The sequence below is a fragment of the Vibrio sp. 704 genome, assembly GCF_033339295.1.
In genome coordinates this window covers 148,480-165,913 of sequence record NZ_JAWOUH010000005.1, presented here as the reverse complement: position 1 = coordinate 165,913, position 17,434 = coordinate 148,480, and the positions used below count along the sequence as shown (strand labels likewise).

General features: G+C 44.5%; 15 protein-coding genes. 3 read left to right on the top strand and 12 right to left on the bottom strand.

The features are described 5' to 3' along the window. Positions 1 to 38 precede the first annotated feature (38 nt). The 3 genes from R7R24_RS10335 (at position 39) to R7R24_RS10325 (ending at position 3,013) form a co-directional block, all read left to right on the top strand. Positions 39 to 554 carry an outer membrane beta-barrel protein gene (locus tag R7R24_RS10335; protein ID WP_005377661.1) on the top strand — a complete coding sequence of 172 codons (516 nt, stop codon included), beginning with the start codon at positions 39 to 41 and terminating at the stop codon, positions 552 to 554. Between the two features lie 362 nt (positions 555 to 916). Continuing rightward, complete coding sequence (locus R7R24_RS10330) at positions 917 to 2,497, top strand: BCCT family transporter (RefSeq protein ID WP_005377659.1); 1,581 nt, start codon at positions 917 to 919, stop codon at positions 2,495 to 2,497. A gap of 126 nt (positions 2,498 to 2,623) precedes the next feature. After that, a complete protein-coding gene (locus R7R24_RS10325) occupies positions 2,624 to 3,013 on the top strand; it encodes an ATP-binding protein (RefSeq protein WP_005377656.1) in 390 nt (129 codons plus the stop codon). Between the two features lie 19 nt (positions 3,014 to 3,032). On the opposite strand, the gene R7R24_RS10320 is transcribed toward R7R24_RS10325, so the two are convergent. The 12 genes from R7R24_RS10320 to R7R24_RS10265 form a co-directional block, all read right to left on the bottom strand. Continuing rightward, a complete protein-coding gene (locus R7R24_RS10320; RefSeq protein ID WP_005377654.1) occupies positions 3,033 to 3,671 on the bottom strand; it encodes a sugar transferase in 639 nt (212 codons plus the stop codon). 10 nt (positions 3,672 to 3,681) lie between these two features. Further along, positions 3,682 to 4,872, bottom strand: a complete 1,191-nt coding sequence (locus R7R24_RS10315; protein WP_005377652.1) for a glycosyltransferase family 2 protein — start codon at positions 4,870 to 4,872, stop codon at positions 3,682 to 3,684. Next, positions 4,865 to 5,983, bottom strand: a complete 1,119-nt coding sequence (locus R7R24_RS10310) for a glycosyltransferase (RefSeq protein WP_085569871.1) — start codon at positions 5,981 to 5,983, stop codon at positions 4,865 to 4,867. The genes R7R24_RS10315 and R7R24_RS10310 overlap by 8 nt, the downstream gene beginning before the upstream one ends. 221 nt (positions 5,984 to 6,204) lie before the next feature. Next, entirely contained in the window at positions 6,205 to 7,638 is a 1,434-nt protein-coding gene (locus R7R24_RS10305) for a GumC family protein (protein ID WP_005377649.1), read from the bottom strand. Beyond that, positions 7,635 to 8,759, bottom strand: a complete 1,125-nt coding sequence (locus R7R24_RS10300) for a glycosyltransferase (RefSeq protein WP_191116132.1) — start codon at positions 8,757 to 8,759, stop codon at positions 7,635 to 7,637. The genes R7R24_RS10305 and R7R24_RS10300 overlap by 4 nt, the downstream gene beginning before the upstream one ends. A gap of 115 nt (positions 8,760 to 8,874) precedes the next feature. After that, a complete protein-coding gene (locus R7R24_RS10295; RefSeq protein ID WP_017820655.1) occupies positions 8,875 to 10,239 on the bottom strand; it encodes an O-antigen ligase family protein in 1,365 nt (454 codons plus the stop codon). Further along, positions 10,236 to 11,666, bottom strand: coding sequence for a lipopolysaccharide biosynthesis protein (locus tag R7R24_RS10290; protein ID WP_017820656.1), 1,431 nt, complete (start codon positions 11,664 to 11,666; stop codon positions 10,236 to 10,238). The genes R7R24_RS10295 and R7R24_RS10290 overlap by 4 nt, the downstream gene beginning before the upstream one ends. Then, positions 11,659 to 12,831: a glycosyltransferase gene (locus R7R24_RS10285; protein WP_017634933.1), complete on the bottom strand. Its 1,173-nt coding sequence runs from the start codon at positions 12,829 to 12,831 to the stop codon at positions 11,659 to 11,661. The genes R7R24_RS10290 and R7R24_RS10285 overlap by 8 nt, the downstream gene beginning before the upstream one ends. Before the next feature lie 11 nt (positions 12,832 to 12,842). Beyond that, positions 12,843 to 14,027, bottom strand: a complete 1,185-nt coding sequence (locus R7R24_RS10280) for a glycosyltransferase (RefSeq protein ID WP_053350559.1) — start codon at positions 14,025 to 14,027, stop codon at positions 12,843 to 12,845. Positions 14,028 to 14,171: 144 nt separating this feature from the next. Then, positions 14,172 to 15,242 (bottom strand): glycosyltransferase family 4 protein, encoded by a 1,071-nt coding sequence (locus tag R7R24_RS10275; protein ID WP_054579482.1) that lies wholly within the window; start codon positions 15,240 to 15,242, stop codon positions 14,172 to 14,174. Further along, positions 15,217 to 16,743, bottom strand: a complete 1,527-nt coding sequence (locus R7R24_RS10270; RefSeq protein ID WP_054579483.1) for a sigma-54-dependent transcriptional regulator — start codon at positions 16,741 to 16,743, stop codon at positions 15,217 to 15,219. The genes R7R24_RS10275 and R7R24_RS10270 overlap by 26 nt, the downstream gene beginning before the upstream one ends. 308 nt (positions 16,744 to 17,051) lie before the next feature. Then, positions 17,052 to 17,432: an Hpt domain-containing protein gene (locus R7R24_RS10265; protein WP_005377636.1), complete on the bottom strand. Its 381-nt coding sequence runs from the start codon at positions 17,430 to 17,432 to the stop codon at positions 17,052 to 17,054. Between the last annotated feature and the right edge of the window lie 2 nt (positions 17,433 to 17,434).

The window sequence follows — 17,434 nt, the reverse complement described above, 5'->3', positions numbered from 1 at the left end:
GTAATGTTTCGCTTAGGAATCGATCAGGAAGGGATAGTATGAAAAAAACACTCTCGTTATTCGCTCTAACGTTGTGCTCAACGTCAGCAATGGCTGACTCTTGGATTTACGCTGGTGGCCAAATTGGTCAGTCCGATATCGACAGCGAAAATGATACAACTTATGGTATTCATGTCGGTACTGGTATTTTGCCGTTCATTGGCATTGAGGCAGGCTACTTTAACCACGGCAAAGTGGATTTATCTTTGAGTGGCAGCAGGGGTAGTGCTGATTTTGATTCATTCTATTTAGCGGCGAAACCTAGTATCGACTTCGGCCCGTTACACGTTTACGCAAAAGGCGGCATCAATGCATTCAACGTTGATTATGACGGCGGACTGAGAAACTTAGACAAAGATGATGGCGTCTCTTATATGTATGGTGTTGGTGCCGAATACTTCTTGCTTGACAATGTGTCTGTGGGCGCGAGTTATCAAGCGTTTGGCGTGGATATTGAAGGCGATAGCGATACCGTTAGCAGCGTAACAGGGAACATCACCTTCCATTTCTTATAACGCTCGCTGGATGAAAGGTTTGCTGATTTGGTTTCGTCGTTAATTGTGAAACCAAATCAGCGCAGGTCTTCTCTATTTGCGCAGTGACTGGCTATGAACTTAAGTCTTTCTTATGTCTTTTCTAGTCTACAACCTACGACAAAATCAATCGTTAGACCTCATAATTTTTGTGTTGATATTATTTCCCCTTCATCTGTCTCGAATTGAGCTTAAAATGCAATAAATCACGACTTTTTGCAAAAATATGTGATTGCTGCTAAAATTCGTCCCGCTTTAAAACTTTAGAGTTCAAATTAATGGAGGGCGGTATTGGAGTTCTTCTCACCTGAGGGGCGTTTCAAATTCACGTTAAATTTGTATTTATGGATAATGCATTTAAAAAATATAGTATTGATACAACCGATTATCAGGTTGGACAGGATAACGTTCAAAAGTGGGGATTCGATATACATAATCCGGTTTTTGGCATTAGTGCGGGGCTCGTTGTTTTCTGTCTGATTTCACTTCTTCTTGTTGAGCCAACCACTGCTCGTGACGTATTAAACGGTCTAAAAAACGGAATTATCGAACAGTTTGATGCGTTTTTTATGTGGTCGACAAACTTCTTCTTATTGTTCGCCGTTGCTCTTCTTTTTTCTCCGCTAGGTAAAATCCGCTTAGGTGGCAAAGAAGCAACGCCGGATCACTCAACCGTTTCTTGGTTGTCGATGCTTTTCGCCGCGGGTATGGGTATTGGTCTTCTGTTCTGGAGTGTGGCTGAGCCGACCGCGTATTTCACTGATTGGTGGGGAATGCCACTTAACGCAGTACCATACACCGAAGAAGCAAAATCCCTCGCGATGGGTGCCACTATGTTCCACTGGGGTGTGCATGGTTGGAGTATTTACGCACTCGTTGCACTAGCATTAGCGTTTTTTGCATTTAACAAAGGTTTACCACTTTCATTGCGCGCGGCGTTCTATCCAATTTTTGGTGACCGTGCATGGGGCTGGTTAGGTCACGTTATTGATATCCTTGCCGTTTTGTCGACGCTATTTGGTCTTGCAACGTCGCTAGGTCTGGGTGCTCAGCAGGCGACCAGTGGTATTAACCATGTCTTTGGTCTAGAAGGCGGCATTGGTACACAAATGATTGTGATCACCTTCGTTACCTTTATCGCGGTGCTATCAGTGATTCGTGGTATTGATGGTGGTGTTAAGCTACTGAGTAACGTCAATATGGTGGTTGCGTTTGCGCTGCTTATTTTCATTACCTTCATCACGTTTGATACGGCGTGGAGCTCGCTACGCGACACAACAATGGCTTACATTGAAAATATTATTCCATTGAGTAACCCTCACGGTCGTGAAGATGAAACTTGGATGCACGGCTGGACGGTATTCTACTGGGCTTGGTGGGTATCTTGGTCACCGTTTGTTGGTATGTTTATCGCGCGTGTGTCTAAAGGTCGTACGGTTCGAGAATTCTTATTCGCAGTCATCGTTATTCCTACAGTTGTTACTTTGATTTGGATGTCTGTGTTTGGTGGTATTGCGCTTGACCAAGTGGTGAATAAAGTTGGTGAGCTAGGTGCAAATGGCCTAACTGATATTTCATTGACTCTGTTCCATGTTTACGATGCGCTTCCGTATAGCTCAGTGATTTCAATGCTTTCTATCGTGCTGATTCTGGTATTCTTTATTACATCGTCAGACTCTGGCTCGCTGGTTATCGATAGTATTACCGCCGGTGGTAAGATTGATGCACCAGTACCGCAACGCATTTTCTGGGCGTGTATTGAAGGCGCAATTGCAGCCGTAATGCTTTGGGTTGGTGGTAAAGAAGCCTTGCAAGCATTGCAATCAGGCGTTGTTGCAACAGGGTTACCGTTTACTTTTGTTCTGCTGTTGATGTGCGTAAGTTTGGTGAAAGGGTTAAGAACTGAACTGCCAGCTTACAAATAAATACAACACGATCCATGATTGAGTTTAAATGCCGAGCCTAATGTGCTCGGCATTTTTTATTTCTACTTTTCTTTTCCAATAATTTCGTTACAGTTTAGGCTTATTCCCACCTCATTAAACTGCATTATGTCACTGGCTAAACTCATTCTTATTCGTGGACTTCCGGGTTCAGGTAAAACAACCTTAGCAAAACAACTGGCAATAGAGCTTGGTGCTAAGCATTTTGAAGCTGACATGTATTTTGAAAATGATGAAGGTGATTATCACTTTGAACCAGTTCAATTACCTCAAGCGCATGAGTGGTGTTTTCAGCAAACTAGAAAGTGGTTGAACAAAGGGAGAGTCGTGATTGTGAGCAATACGTTTGTTCGACATTGGGAGATGAAGCGTTACATGGACTACTGCATGAAGAAGCGCATCGAGGTGGAAATTAAAGTGTGCCACGGAGCGTATCAAAGCATTCATGATGTGCCACCAGCGACGATAGAAAAGATGCGACGCCAGTGGCAAGAGTGACCGTTACCAGAACCGGAAGTTATTGACCTCGTCCGTCAATCATCACAACGAATGTTTTGCTCATGATTGAAAGGTCCATTGAAATCCAAGAGTAAAACGAACCTAAGCTTAGTGCGTAACTGTGGTCAAACCCAACTTTGCGTCTTACATCTTCAATGCATGCATCATAGCCTTGGTTAACCTGAGCTAAGCCTGTGATACCCGGTAACACGCCATATGTGCGCTCTACAAAATAGGGGATTTCATCTTCTAATTTCTGGTAGAAAGCTGGGCGTTCTGGGCGCGGCCCAATCATCGACATTTCACCTCTCAACACATTAAACAGTTGAGGTAGTTCATCTAAACGCGTTTTGCGTAAAAAGCGTCCTACTGGCGTGATGCGGGGATCATTTTCAGTTGCCCATACTGCGCCAGAGCGTTGCTCTGCATCAATATACATGGTGCGAAACTTCATGATTTGAAAAAGATCCATTTTTTCTGGTGTGCAGCGTCCTACTCGCAATTGGCGATAAATCACAGGGCCTTTCGATGTGGTTTTGATCGCTAGCGCGATAAATGGGAATAGTGGTGCAGTGACGACCAAAATAAGCATTGCAACCAGTACATCAAACGTTCTTTTTGCGTGGCATACATTTGAATCGTAGCGTGAGTTTTTCATGATGCTTTCCTTATTGGTTGACGCGTTTCCAACGTCCATTTTCCATTCCGAGCAAATACTTCATACCGCCGATAAAGTTGGCGAGATGACCAATGACGATGTAGCTAATCAGCTTAAAAGGTTTAATAGTGTTAAGTGCTGGCATTAAGTAAGTAATAAGCGCGATGCTGTAAATACCAACTTGTGCGAACAGCATTACTTGAAACAGCGGATTGTGTGCCAGTAGTAGTGAGCAAATAAAGCAAACAATCATCAAATAGGGTGTTGCTAAGCGCAGAACCTTTCCCGATAGAAATGCAAAGGCAGTGCCACGATAACGAGGTAGCAGTAATTTCTTTAATTGCATGAGCTGCTGCATGTTACCCGCTGAAATTCTTAGGCGTCGTTTGAAATCTGCGTCGTCTGAGCTTTGTTCGAGCTCAAGAGCCAGCATGTTTGGCTCGTAAATAGCGCTATAGCCTCGCAAAACGATTCTCATAGGGAGAATAAAGTCGTCATTAATGGTGCTAACTTCCAGTGGTTCAAATAAGTGAGTTCTGAAAGTGTAAAACGCACCGTGGGAACCAATCGTTGAACCTAACAAGGATTCTTGGTGCTTTACTCGAGACTGGTATTGCCAATACGCCGCTTCACCTTGGTTATTAGTGCTCATTATTTGATATGTTGCGTTAACCACTCCAACGTTCTCATTTTGATAATGCTGACTAGCTAGCAACAGAGAATCGCAAGAAATCAATGCCGACGTGTCACTCAGTGCGGTAATGTCCGAGCTAACATGACGCATTTCTTCGTTGAGTAGGGCAACTTTACCGCGATTGATTTGGTGATCATTAATAATGAACAGAGTATCAGAGCAGATTGCTTCTTGAATTGTCGCTTGAGCAATCTCGGCTGTGTTATCTGTGCAGCCATCACATGCGATCACTACTCTTAACTTATCCCTTGGGTAATCTAGGCTCGCAAGGTTACGGATCTTCTCTGCTATCCATTGTTCTTCATTGTAGGCGGGCACGATGACGGTAATAGAGGGTAGCTGGCTGTCTGTTTTGGAGGCTTTGTAAGCTCGCTCTACAAATGGTGCTTTGGTTTCGTCTTGCTGTTTTAAAGGAAGCCACTTAAGGAGCAGTGGATACCCAACGTGATGATAGACAATCAAAAACGCGGATAAACCAAACCCTATAATCCAAAGTAAATCATTCATAGCTAGCCTCCTTGGCCAAACGTGAGTAGCGACTCACCATGTCTCTGATATCAAAGTGTTTGAGAATAAAAGTTCGAGGAGAATGGTGTGATGATTCCAGTTGCTGTGATAACGCTTCGGCCAACGAAAACACGCGATTTGCTTCAACCAGTGTGCTGTTGTTCGGACAGAGCGTCTCTTTCACGCCGCCAACATCCGTCGCGACGCAAGGAATGTCACATGCTTGAGCCTCGAGGGTTGAGAGAGGAAATCCCTCTTGAAGTGATGGTAAGCAAAACAAGTCTAGGCTTTGGTAAAAGCTGGGCATATCGTCGACCAAGCCTAAAAAGGTTACTCGATCTTCAAGTTTTAACGTTCTAACTTGTGCTTCCAATTGAGCTCGCTGAGAACCATCTCCAGCAATGGCTAGGTGTGTGTTTGGCGTAAGATGAGAGAATGCTTCGATAAGCACTTTATGGCCTTTAACTGCTTCTAGACGCCCGGCAACGCCAATCACGATTTTGTCGGTTGGAAGTTCAAACAAGTGTCTTGTTGCCGTTTGGTCACCGCTTTTAAACTTCTGACAGTCAATCCCGTTATGGATAGTACAAACTTTGCGATACTTTAACTTAGTCTGTATTTGATGGGCGACAAAGTTAGCATCGGCAACCACTTGCGGGCGAATCATCGTTAGCAAAAGGGACTGTAGTCGAGCTGATTTTTTGTTATTAAGGTGCCATGCGTCGTGCTCGGTATGAATCACTACAGGTACGTGCGCTAAACGTGCAGCAATACCACCATACAGAAGTGGGCCGATATGATGGGTGTGGACCACGTCAGGCTTAAGTCCTTTGAGCATGGAAGTCAGCGTACTGATGGTTTTTCCGCTGAATCCAGGTTTCTTATTAAGAAAGTGCAGTTGGCCTTGGTAGGGCAATAGTTTTTGCCAGCCTTGTAGTGCATGTTCTTTGCTTCCTTCTAAGCTCACGACAAAAACGGAATGGTTTGGCTGCGCAAAACGAAGCATTTCTAGTACGAGCGTTTCTAAACCACCAGGAGCTAAGTGTTGCACGACGTGTAATATCACTTTTTTGCTGTGCTTAGTGTTATTGTGTTTTTGTCTGAATTCCATTTTCAAACCCTCGTTGAGTTCTTTGTTTATTTAGGAATTGCAGACTGCGTGCCAAAAAATTAATCATTTAAAAACAATGGGTTAATATTGATGTTTGTGAGACTTTATGTTTATTCTCAATTTGAGATTCATATTAGTGGACATGCTATGAGGCTGTATAAGGCAGTAGTAAAAGAAAAGCACTCGCCGACCGAGTGCTTGTAAATGAGTTCTTATGGCGGTTAGTTTCCGTACACTACGTTAGGTAAAGTGGTGATGACAGGAACACCAAGGTGTTTTTCTAATGCTCTTTTAGAGCGGATAGAGTTATCGGCTAACTCTAGTATCGTCGCTAATCCAATGCCTAAACCAGCGCCACCAATAAATCCTAAAATGACAAATACAAAACTAGGTAAGTTAGTTGGAATCGTTGGCGTGAACGGTTCATCAATGATTTTTACGCGCTTATTCTCTTCAAACTCTCCCAAAGAACCCGTTAGTTGGGCCATCTCATAGCGTTCGACGAGTTCATCATACATTTCTCTCTTCACTGCGACGTCACGAGCTAAGCGGTTGATTTCTGTCGCTGTGCTCCCAAATTGGTGCGCATTTCGCTCTAATTCTTGGATCATGTCTCGCAAGCTGTTGGTTTCTTCCGTAAGTGCTTCAAAACGTCCGCGCATCATTTGTAATTGATGTAGTTGGGAGACAAGTAGAGGCTGTGCTTCGCCAAGACTGTTTACTGTGGTATTGCTCGCGATATCCCATAGTTGAGCACTGTTTAGTTCTGGTTGTTTAGAGTTCAAGAGTACCGAGCGTTCCTGCTCCAACCGGTTTAATTCTCGCAACTTACCTTGCACTAAACTATGCGCCTCTGTGTATTTAGCGCGAAGCAGGGTAAGTTCACTACGAATGTCGATGATTTGCTCTTCCAGTTTACCGATAACCGGGTTCGTTTTGGATAGTTGTTGATCCAAACTGCCTAGACTTCGTGAAACACCAGCAAGCTCCGCCTCCTTTTCGGCTAGCGTTTGTTTGAGGCTAGCAAGGCGAGTAAGGCTTTGAGCTTGCATTTCGGGTGTCGCGTCTGAGTAAGTATTTTTATACTCTGCAAAAGCTTGTTCAGCCTTGTCTAGTTCTTCCCTGCGTTTGTTGATATGGATAGTCAAAAAATGACTCGAATCTTTAATCGAAGAACGCTCAGGAGCCAAAAGCTGTTCGACAAAATGCTCTCTGACAGAGAGCAGCATCGACTCCATTCCTTCTGATTTACCACTTTGCAATTGAATTTGAATGAAGTCTTTACCGAGTGGCTGAACAGACAGGCGCGACGCAAGATCTTTTATGATGAACTCTTGCTCTTTTGCACTCATCTCGTCATTGATCAACGATTGTTCTTTTGCGACAGAATACAAAACGTGTCGGCTTTTTAGCAGAGTACTGAGTGCGCTCAATCGGTCTTTAAGCATTGTTGAGACGGCAAGGTCTTGAAGGAACGGGTTCATTTTCGCTGTCTCTTGAATAAGCATGCTGGTATGAGCAACATAAGTCGTCGGAACCAGTTTACTTACGATGAAACCCAGCACCGGCAAGACAAGCATAGGAATAACGATCATGTAGCGACGTCTCCAAGCTCCATGTAACAGTACGCTGAGGTTTTCTCTTAAATCGTTCATAGCGCCCTCACTAATTTATCAACTTGGTTGGCTCTTGCTTCCCAGCTTTGCTGTTGAACAAATGACTTTGAATCTGTCGGTGGCGGTAGGAGGTGATCGAGACTGGCACGCACGTCTTCGACATCTTGAACCACATGAAGCATATGTTTGTAGGGCATTAATGCAGGAAATGGTGTGCTGATAACAGGGGTTCCTGTTGCCAAATACTCAAGAAGTTTAAGCGGATTACATGCCTTGATTTGAGCGTTATTAACAAAGGGCAACCAGCTTGCGTCCCAGTGTTGAGAGTAGCTTGGCAAAGTGTGATGAGCTCTTGGGCCGAGATAGTAAACGTTACTTCTTTGAGGTAGCGGATTGTCACTGAGTTCGTTGGGGCCGATGAAAACCAGATCCCAGTCAGGTGCTTGGTCTGCGACTTGGGCAATTAAGTCGTAATCTAACCATTCAGACAAACTGCCATAAAAGCCCAGCACTTTGCGGCCGTTGTCAGGCAAGTCTTTGGCCTTCGGTGCTGGCTCAGAAAACAGACTAACGTCGACACCATGAGGCAAAGTGACGGTTTTATGTGATGGAAATTTGGTGGAGAGCGTTTCGCTTGCCGTAAAGATAACGCTGGCCGCATTAACAAGAGTACGTTCGTGCTTAGCTACCGTGTCGTGGTCAACACCAGCTAAAGCGCTAAAGTCATCACCACAATAGTAAATCAGTCCACGTGGGTTCATTTCTGCACAAACATCGGCAGCAGTCGGGAGCGACGTCCAAAATACAGGCTTATCAAAACCAAGAGCTTGTAATTGTTTGTTGAGTTGGTGTTTCATCATCTTAGCGGCCACTTTTCTTGCTAATGCAGAACTAGGGGCAGGAATCGTGAGCAAGTTGATGATGTGAATGTTTGGGTTTGTTTCAGAGTCCAATGTTGGCTTGTGTGAGCCTACGTTATGAAATACACGAGTGAGTTTGTTTAACGCACGTTGTATGTCTTTAGAATCCAGCTTAGGTTGACGAAGGCCAATGGAGTTCACCCAAAGGATTCGATGGTTCGCTGCTAGTCGCTTGACAATATGCTGAGTGGAAGAGGGTAACCCACCAAAATCTTCTCCAAATACTACGATGTCCGTCATGTGGCTCTCCTTGAGTCTTAGTTATTTGATTACTAATTAAGTGAGTAATCACAATGCGTGCCAAGGAATTAGCCATTTTAAAACAGTGAGTTATGGGTTTTGTTTATGTTTGAAACTAGTATTTCTCATTTTGACAGTCACTTTGAACAATTCGGCTAACGACAACTGTTAATGCCGCTAGAATGTAAATTGGCCAGGTGAAACCTTGAGTCAGAAAAGTGCCTGATACGATGGTACCGATAAGCCCACTTAACACGGCGTTTGCTCCTACAGAGAGGGTGTAATCTGATTTTGGTGTCAACAATGAGATGGAATGCAAAGAGGTGCGGATCAATGACACAATTAAAGTAATGAACACCGCGAGCCCGACAAAACCCGTTTCTGCTAACACGCCAAACCAAGTACTATGGACCGCGTGGTTGATACCATCCCAGTGTGGGCTGTAGAAATAGTAATTAAAGTAAAAGTTATCTAGACCTACGCCAGTCAACGGATGATGCAGCGCCATTTTAAATGCCGCTTCCCACGCATAAAGTCGCCCCATCGCAGAGGCATCTATACCATCCTCAGCGGCTCCCCCCGATTCTCGTCCTGAAATACCAGCGAATGCGTAGAGTACGATCGCTGCGATAGCGCCTAATACCAAGACTAATGTTTTGCTTTTGATGTGTTTAAAAGCAAAGTAGGCAAATACAGACAGTGAACCTAGTAACCCCCCGCGGCTCTGCGTCTCAATGATCGCAAAGAACAAAACCAAACAGGTGATAAGGGCAAAGAGCCTGAGATGCTTGGGGGAATGCTTCTCCATCAATTGACTAACGGTAAAGGCAAGGGGAAACATCAGCACTAGTGCCAAATCGTTAGGATCGCCAAGTACTGAACCTATGGATCGTCCTATCGACACGCGCGTCCCTTCAACCAAATCAATGCCATTCGCAGCGTTTTGTAATGCCACTAAGCCAATCAATAATCCGGCGAAAATAATTGCTTTTGACATCTGTGCGAGCTGTGAAGGTTTAGTAATAAGCCAGGTGATGGCCAACGTCATAATGATGATTTTCCAATAGGTGTTTTTGAACACCGTTATTGCGATATCACGACTGGAAGCGAATATGATTCCGATGATCACCAGACCCCAAAATATACACAGCCACTTTAATGAAGGGTGCCAAAAAGCTGTAATCTGGCGGCTTATAAGAAGGTGAAAAGCGAGTGCGGCGAGTGCCCCCAATGATAACAGTAATGGGATCTTGAAGTTATAGATAACAGGAAAGGCTTCGTGAATACGAAAGAATGAAAAAATAACGAACAGTGTGACAAGCCAAAACGTTTGATTGAGAACAAACAGTAACGCGAGTGGTGCGAAACACAACGCAACAATCAAAATGGGATGAGGCATAACAACCCAAAGCAGGCCGATACCGACAGTGATCGTCAGTGCTGCGATGGACTGTTTTGTTCTCACCTTGGTTTCATTCATAACGAGTATCTCTTCACCTGTCCACGCCGTTTCACTATGTATCGAGTGAGAGCATTGAGCGTCTCTTTACTCATGTAGCGAGTGGCTATCCCTGCCAGCAAACTGCATGTCAAAATGCAAATTGCGATGGCGATTCCTATTGATTGTGAAGAGTGAAGCAGGAACAGTGCCACACCGGATATAATCTGTAATAAAACCATCAGACTTAGGTGAAAAGGCAACGTCATACATTGTTGGCCTACTACATAAGTCAGGCCCAGCTTACACAGTTGTGCGTAATAAAGCGCAATGAACACACCATAAATACCCAGAGAAGATAAGCCAAACAGCAAAGCAATCGCAACGCACGCAGAGACGACATTTATACCCAGTAGCCAGCGAGTACGACGCTTGTACAAAATGGAGATGTTAATCAACTCACTCCATTCTTTTAACATGGCGATAGGTAGCAAGAATAAGCTGAATAGTACCGCCTCATGATAGGTTTCTGGCAGTAAGTAGGTGATCATCACCATTGCTAATGTGCCGACCACTACACTCAAACCTGTAATGTAAATCATACCTAAGTGTGTGATGCGCACTGCTTCAGTGCTCTTGCGCCCTTCTAAGTAGTTAAATCGACGTGGCATCCACCACATGCCAAACGGCTGCACTAAAATACACATGCCCACTGCAAATTTTACCGCTATCGCGTAAATCCCTAACGTCGCAAGAGAAGTGTTGGCACCAATGAACCAGCGTTCAGCGCCATTGAGACAAAATGCTACTAAACCGGCCATCATCATTGGTAGGCAGTAGTTTAGGTATTGTTTTGCCAATGTCAGCTTAGGAAGGGTGACATTGTAACGGTTAACGATGTGCAGCCAAACAAATTGAGTAATAGCAGCCAACAAGCCCCCCCACAAAACAGAAATAACATGGGGATGAACAGACAGCGCCGCGACGATAAAAATGACCTGAAAAATGGTGGTAGTGACCATGACGTTAAGCAGTGTTCTTGCTTTGTCGTCTTGTGTTCTTAACCAGGCAGTGCCGATTGCAATACTGCCTTCTAGAACGATGGCAAACATAACAATAGCAAATTCGACTCGCGTAAAAGGCGCGGGAATGGGGGCGATTAAAATGATAGTGAGCAAGCTAAGAGCGACGACGCCAGCGATGAGTAAAGCAAGTGAGTACAGCTGGTTTAGTAGGCTTGTGCGCGTATTTTGATCCTTTTCAACGCCGACGAATCGATAAAGCGCTTCATGCAAAGCGAAACTGACAAACAAGGTCGTAACAACACCAAAGGTTGTTAGAAGCTCAAGCTTGCCCATTTGTTCTGGTGAGAGAAAGTGGGGCAATACAGGCAGCATGATTAGGCTGATGCTTTTATTGATCACTAAGGCGATAGCAAATAGCGTCATGTTGGTCATTGCTTTAGACATGATCATATCCTTTGATGTCTCGCGGTGTCTTGAGTGTGCAATCATTGTTGGTAGCAATTTCGGCAGCAAGGTGCTGGGCGATTGGCAAATAACAACGTTCGGCTGTGTATAGTTGAGAAACATTGAGTGCTTCGATACCCATCGTTACTTTCATCCACGGCGATTCATTCAAAAGGCGAATTGCGTTGTGTAGCGAAGCCACATTGTTAGGCGTGTATTTAATACAATTTCGGCCGTGAGTTAACACGCGGTCCCAATAACTATCATCATGTGGAATGACGACACACATACCTGCAGCGAGAGCCTCCAAAATAGATAACCCAAAAGGTTCGTTGATACTGGTGGAAACAAACACACCACACTGTGAACGCAATTCATCTAAGTTGTTTGGGCACTCATGCCATTCAACACCTTGTGTGTTGAAGTCCGGTGTTGAATATTCCACACCTGCCACGTTAGGTTTGATGTAACACACGGTGGATTTGATCTTTTTCGACTCATCAAGTGTTAAAGCATCAAGCAAAAGATCGATGTTCTTCCATTTTAGTAAGCTAGCTGCCCAGAAAACGCGGCTTGAAATCGGATTCGCTTGTTTTGGCCAGCGATCTTTCGATAATCCATTAACAAACGTAGATGTATTCAAACCACACCAATAGCGTTCGGTGGCTGGCTTCTCTGTTTTGAGGTAGGCCTGTAATGCTTCTACCATTGATTCGCGGGTGTTTGCCAAGTAGTAAATTGCCGATGCTTTTACTAAGCAGTAGCCAGCAGATCTCGATCGTCCAATAGGGCCATGAACCATCTGTACCACAGGCTTTTTGCTAATTAATCGTAGTAAGTACAAAGGCATATCATTACTTGGGCAAGATAGGCCCAAAAAGCTATCTATTTTTGGCAGCTTCATGCACGCGTAGAGAAGTTGGAGAAAGTAGTAAGCGTTCATCAACCAGTAGGTCAGTCCATGAGTCGAGTTAAATGGTGATGGTTTTATTTTTATAACTTGCACACGCGGTGTATCACTAAGCAGTGACGCCCAATGCTCTGGATTTGTAGTGAGTAGATAACCAATCACGTTCAGCTTATCGCACTGCTTAAGGAGCTCTGCATTCGCGATTTTGGATCCACCTTGCATTGGGATGGCGTCGAACATCAATACACGTTTCATGACCGGGCTCCTCAATTGATGCTCAACCAGCGTGAAAGAGGCTTCATGCAGTGAGTCATTGGCATTGGTGTAATGGCGTTGTTATTAAGTTCACCTTCGTAAATACGTTCAATAGCGTTGATAGATGCAGTCGTCGTTAAGTTCTGGCTAGCATGTAGGTAAGCGTTTTCCGCCAGCTTGTTTCTTAATGCCGCGTCTTGCATGACTTGTTGAATCGCGTTTAACAGGCTCGCCATTCCACTGTTCTGGTACAGCAATGCAGAGTGATTATGCTCGAACAACTCAGGAATGCCTCCCGTTTTAGGAGCCACGATAGGCAGTTGAGCTAAAGCCGCTTCCCCGAGCACGAGACCAAAGGCCTCTTCATAGGCGCCGCTAATAAAAGCGTCTGCATTACCACACATCCACTCTCCGGCATTGTGTTGCTCCCCGACAAAGTGCACTCGCTCTTGGATACCAAGATCCGCGGCAAGCTGTTGCAATGCTTCTCTTTCTTCGCCGTCACCAACAATAACAAGGTGAGGGTTGTGGTGGTGGTAGTTGTGCATGCGCATTGCGCGAATAAGGCGGTCGAACCCTTTGCGCTTAATCAGCGAACCCACCGACAGAAAGGTAAAGGCCTGTGATGGGATTCCGAGTCGATCTTTAATGTCGATGGGTGTATCCACGCCTTGAAGTGACACGCCGTTGTGTACGACATGAAGTTGGTTTTGCGGGTAGCCGTCCTGAAGAATTTCGCGTCCAACATCTTTGCTAACGCAAATCAATTTTGGAGAGAGGTGAAGTCCGAGAGAGAAGCGATCGCGCAATGTATAATGGCAATGAAGTTGCGTGACAAGTGGTATATGATTCATGCGAGCAGCCAAACACATCCATTGACAAGGGCCGCCGCTATTGACGTGTACCAAGTCGATGCTGTGCTTTTCGATCAAAGCTGAGCCTTGTTTGATAAGGCTATTCCACCCGCTAATATCCCAGCGTGGAGCGCTCCAACCACCAACCAAATTGAAGGATGAATGTTCCGCTTCAATTCCGAGCGAATGGCACTTATCGATTAATGGTTGGCAGTTTGACCATACGAATGGCTCAAACTTATTGCGGTCGATTCCTGAAATGAGATCCAGAAGCACCACTTCACTGCCGCGAATCCAATTATCACCATAATGAACATATAGAATGCGTTTTGGCGTAGTCATAAGTCACCTCTGTCTCATCATTAATCTGCGTTAACTGCTGAGCTGCAATAGAGATGCCAAAATATGCTATTAGTTTATGTGATTGAATCTTATATGATATTTATGTTTGGAACTCATCATTCTCATATTGAGAACCAATATGGATTAGTGATCCGTTTCAATTTGATATTTTTGTAGCAATACGGGAATCACACTTTGCGCTGAGAAATCATCAATGATGGTTTGTCGAGCATTCTGGCGAATGAGTGATTGTTGCGCTTCACCAATCGACATCCAGTCATGAAGACATTTAGCAAGAGAGGGAATGTCTTCGACGATAAAACCATTTTTACCCGTTTGGATAATATCTGGAAGACGACCTACACGTAAGCTCATCACGGCAATGCCTCTCGACATGGCTTCAAGCGCCGCCATTGGAAGACCCTCATAACGAGAAGAAATGATAAGTACACTGATATTTTCCCAAACACCTTCCATATCGGTTTGATGGCCGAAGAAAGTCACATTTGAAGGGGCAGTTTGATTAAGCGACTCTTTTTCCGGGCCATCACCGTACACACTAAACTGTAATGTTGGACAGAGCCTCGCTACCTCAATAAATTGATCGGCGCCTTTTTCCTGACTCAATCGGCCGACAAAAGCGATCTCCTGATAGTTGAGTTGACTGTTGGGAATCGAAACAAAGTTATTCAGCAGTTCTGAAGAACAAAAAACTTTGCGCTGAATACTTGGACTGACAACAAAGCAATGGTCAGATAGGCTGCCGGAGCTTCTATCAAGCCAATCGTATAGCCATAGTTTCCCTGAGGACGATTCACCAGCATGATAAGTTGAAATCAAACGAGGAAACGTACGGGTGAGCAGTTTGGCGCAGCGCGACAAAATCGACGCTTTATAACCATGGGAGTGAACCACTGAGGGTTGGTGATTGGCGACGGCGCTTGTTAGGTGTTTAATTTTTAAAGCTTTATTGGGCTCGCCAGACAAATAGTTTAAGTAACTCACAGGGATCGCGGCTTCTTTTGCCTTCTGTACAATCTGAGCGGCTGGCGAATACTCAGTGGTTAGCACAACTCGAGCTTTGTTTCCAAAGGCGATTAATCCCCGAGCTAGCTCGATAACGTGACTTTCAATGCCGCCGAATAGACGGCTATCAAGCAAGATCCAAATTTCACCAATGGCAGGTTTATCAAGATTGTTCGAGATTAATTTCATCCGCTTCCCACGCTTGTTTTTTTCGGTAAACCGTAGATGGGCTTAACTCCAGCATGACAGCGGCGTTGAGGACGTTGCCATCACAGTACGCAATTGCGTTCTGAATTGCTTCACGCTCTACTTGCCACATAGGGCGAATGGTTCCATCAGAGTTAAAGTACGGTGAGGTAGCAGCAGAGGACGGTGTACCAGGCAGCTCCGCTGCGGTAATCAAAGGTTCGACCGCAGAAGGTGAAGGTTCCTCAGTATAAACAGGTGGTGGTGTGATTGGTGCAATGTTTGCTGACTCTTGAGCAACATGCGCAGGCGTCGTTGTTTTCGTCACTTTAGACTTTTTAGTAAGTTGAGCGGGTAGGTGGCTCACCGTGACTTTTTCGTCGTTATTAAGCACCACAATGTTACGTATGATGTTTTGTAGTTGCCTTACATTACCCGGCCATTCGTAATGCTTGATGATATGTTGAGCTTCACTGTCGATTGTTGAGAATTTCTTTTTGTCCTGTTTGGCGTAAGTGGTCAAGAAGTGCTTGGCAAGCGTGACGATGTCACTTCCTCGTTCACGTAATGGGGGCATATCGATAGGTATAACGTGCACACGGTAGTATAAGTCTTCACGAAAACGACCTTCTTCTACTTCTGTTAATGGATCTCGGTTAGTGGCACAAATGATTCTCACATCTACTTTCATTTCTCGAGTGCCACCAAGAGGGGTGTAAGTGCCCGTTTGTAGAAAACGGAGCAACTTCTTTTGCATCTCAAGTTCCATTTCACACAGCTCATCAAGAAAAAGCGTACCACCATGTGCCAGCGTCGCCGCACCTTTTCGATCTGTTGTTGCTCCAGTAAAGGCCCCTTTAACGTGACCAAAAATCTCACTTTCCATCAAATCTCGTGGAATAGCCCCACAGTTAATTGCAATAAAAGGCTTGTCTTTACGGTCGCTCTGGCGGTGGACGGCTTCAGCACAAACTTCTTTACCTGTGCCGCTTTCTCCCACAATAAACACACTGGCAGAAGTTGGCGCAACAGCATCAATGGTCTTGTATACCGCCTGCATCGGGAGGCTTGAACCGATGAATCCGTGATAGTTGTGGCGATCAAACTTGGACTGAATATTTTCCACCAAATCTTCCAATTTGGCGCGTTTGAGGTGCAATGCGACTGATGTTTTTAGGCGATCAGCGTTTATGGGCTTTTCTAAGAAATCTTCCGCACCTTTTTGAATTAGATTAACGGCTAAGTCGACGCTGCCGTGTGCCGTAGCAATAATAACGGACGTAGGAATGTCATTCTGGTTGATCCAATCCAACACGTCTTCGCCAGACATGTCGGGCAGTTTCAAATCGAGAATGATGAGCTGAGGTTTGCTTCTTTCAATAAATTGAATCGCTTCGCGACCTGTCTCGACATGAAAAATGTCATAAGGTTCGTCTTTCACATACTGCTTATAAAGTATGGCTAGTGAAGTAGAGTCCTCTACCAGTAACACCCTTGGTCTCATAGTCCCATCCCAACGTAGTTTGTTTCATTTTTTATGATTTTTGTCAGCACTACTATTTGGCATTATGAGTGGTTTATAGCTCTCTAGTGCTGAAAATTCTCAATTTGAGAAAAGCGTTATTTAAGTATTAGCACAAGGTAGGAAATTTGCGAAAAATCCATACTTTTTAATTGATTAAGTTATACCCAAATAATTTCAAGGTGTGTGGCTTGGCGAGGGTGACTGAATTTGGAGCCTAAATTTCTGAGATGATGTCGGCATCGCGCTTTATCAAACGCGATGCTTCGCTAGGGAGTAAGACACTGATACTACTCAAACCCTTGAGCTTTTCGCTTTTCTAACGCATCAAACGATTCATTGGCGAGTTGAGGAAGTGTTTCACAAAGCTCCAATGCTTTTGGTATTTTTCCTTCGACACAGTACTTCTCAATCATTCTTGCTTGTCTTGAAAGCGTTCGATTGCCTAGAGCGAGAGCAGAACTGCCCAGTGTGTGAACCTCGAACTCTAATGTTTGAAGGTCTTTTGTGCTTAATGCTTGCTCTATTTTCTCCATGCGATCGCGTGACTCTTCGACATAGTGATCAATCAAGGTAGGGATGATTTCGGCGCACGTATCTTTGATCATTTGCTGAAGAATATGCTCATCCACTAATTCTTGCTCGATAGTCAATGTATTATTTATCGTCATAA

Excerpts from the sequence above, each read along its gene's own strand:
- R7R24_RS10320 (WP_005377654.1), bottom strand. The coding sequence starts at position 3,671 with ATGAAAAACTCACGCTACGATTCAAATGTATGCCACGCAAAAAGAACG.
- R7R24_RS10265 (WP_005377636.1), bottom strand. The coding sequence starts at position 17,432 with ATGACGATAAATAATACATTGACTATCGAGCAAGAATTAGTGGATGAG.
- R7R24_RS10310 (WP_085569871.1), bottom strand. The coding sequence starts at position 5,983 with ATGGAATTCAGACAAAAACACAATAACACTAAGCACAGCAAAAAAGTG.
- R7R24_RS10315 (WP_005377652.1), bottom strand. The coding sequence starts at position 4,872 with ATGAATGATTTACTTTGGATTATAGGGTTTGGTTTATCCGCGTTTTTG.
- R7R24_RS10325 (WP_005377656.1), top strand. The coding sequence starts at position 2,624 with ATGTCACTGGCTAAACTCATTCTTATTCGTGGACTTCCGGGTTCAGGT.
- R7R24_RS10270 (WP_054579483.1), bottom strand. The coding sequence starts at position 16,743 with ATGAGACCAAGGGTGTTACTGGTAGAGGACTCTACTTCACTAGCCATA.
- R7R24_RS10290 (WP_017820656.1), bottom strand. The coding sequence starts at position 11,666 with ATGTCTAAAGCAATGACCAACATGACGCTATTTGCTATCGCCTTAGTG.
- R7R24_RS10300 (WP_191116132.1), bottom strand. The coding sequence starts at position 8,759 with ATGACGGACATCGTAGTATTTGGAGAAGATTTTGGTGGGTTACCCTCT.
- R7R24_RS10280 (WP_053350559.1), bottom strand. The coding sequence starts at position 14,027 with ATGACTACGCCAAAACGCATTCTATATGTTCATTATGGTGATAATTGG.
- R7R24_RS10305 (WP_005377649.1), bottom strand. The coding sequence starts at position 7,638 with ATGAACGATTTAAGAGAAAACCTCAGCGTACTGTTACATGGAGCTTGG.
- R7R24_RS10275 (WP_054579482.1), bottom strand. The coding sequence starts at position 15,242 with ATGAAATTAATCTCGAACAATCTTGATAAACCTGCCATTGGTGAAATT.
- R7R24_RS10335 (WP_005377661.1), top strand. The coding sequence starts at position 39 with ATGAAAAAAACACTCTCGTTATTCGCTCTAACGTTGTGCTCAACGTCA.
- R7R24_RS10285 (WP_017634933.1), bottom strand. The coding sequence starts at position 12,831 with ATGAAACGTGTATTGATGTTCGACGCCATCCCAATGCAAGGTGGATCC.
- R7R24_RS10330 (WP_005377659.1), top strand. The coding sequence starts at position 917 with ATGGATAATGCATTTAAAAAATATAGTATTGATACAACCGATTATCAG.
- R7R24_RS10295 (WP_017820655.1), bottom strand. The coding sequence starts at position 10,239 with ATGAATGAAACCAAGGTGAGAACAAAACAGTCCATCGCAGCACTGACG.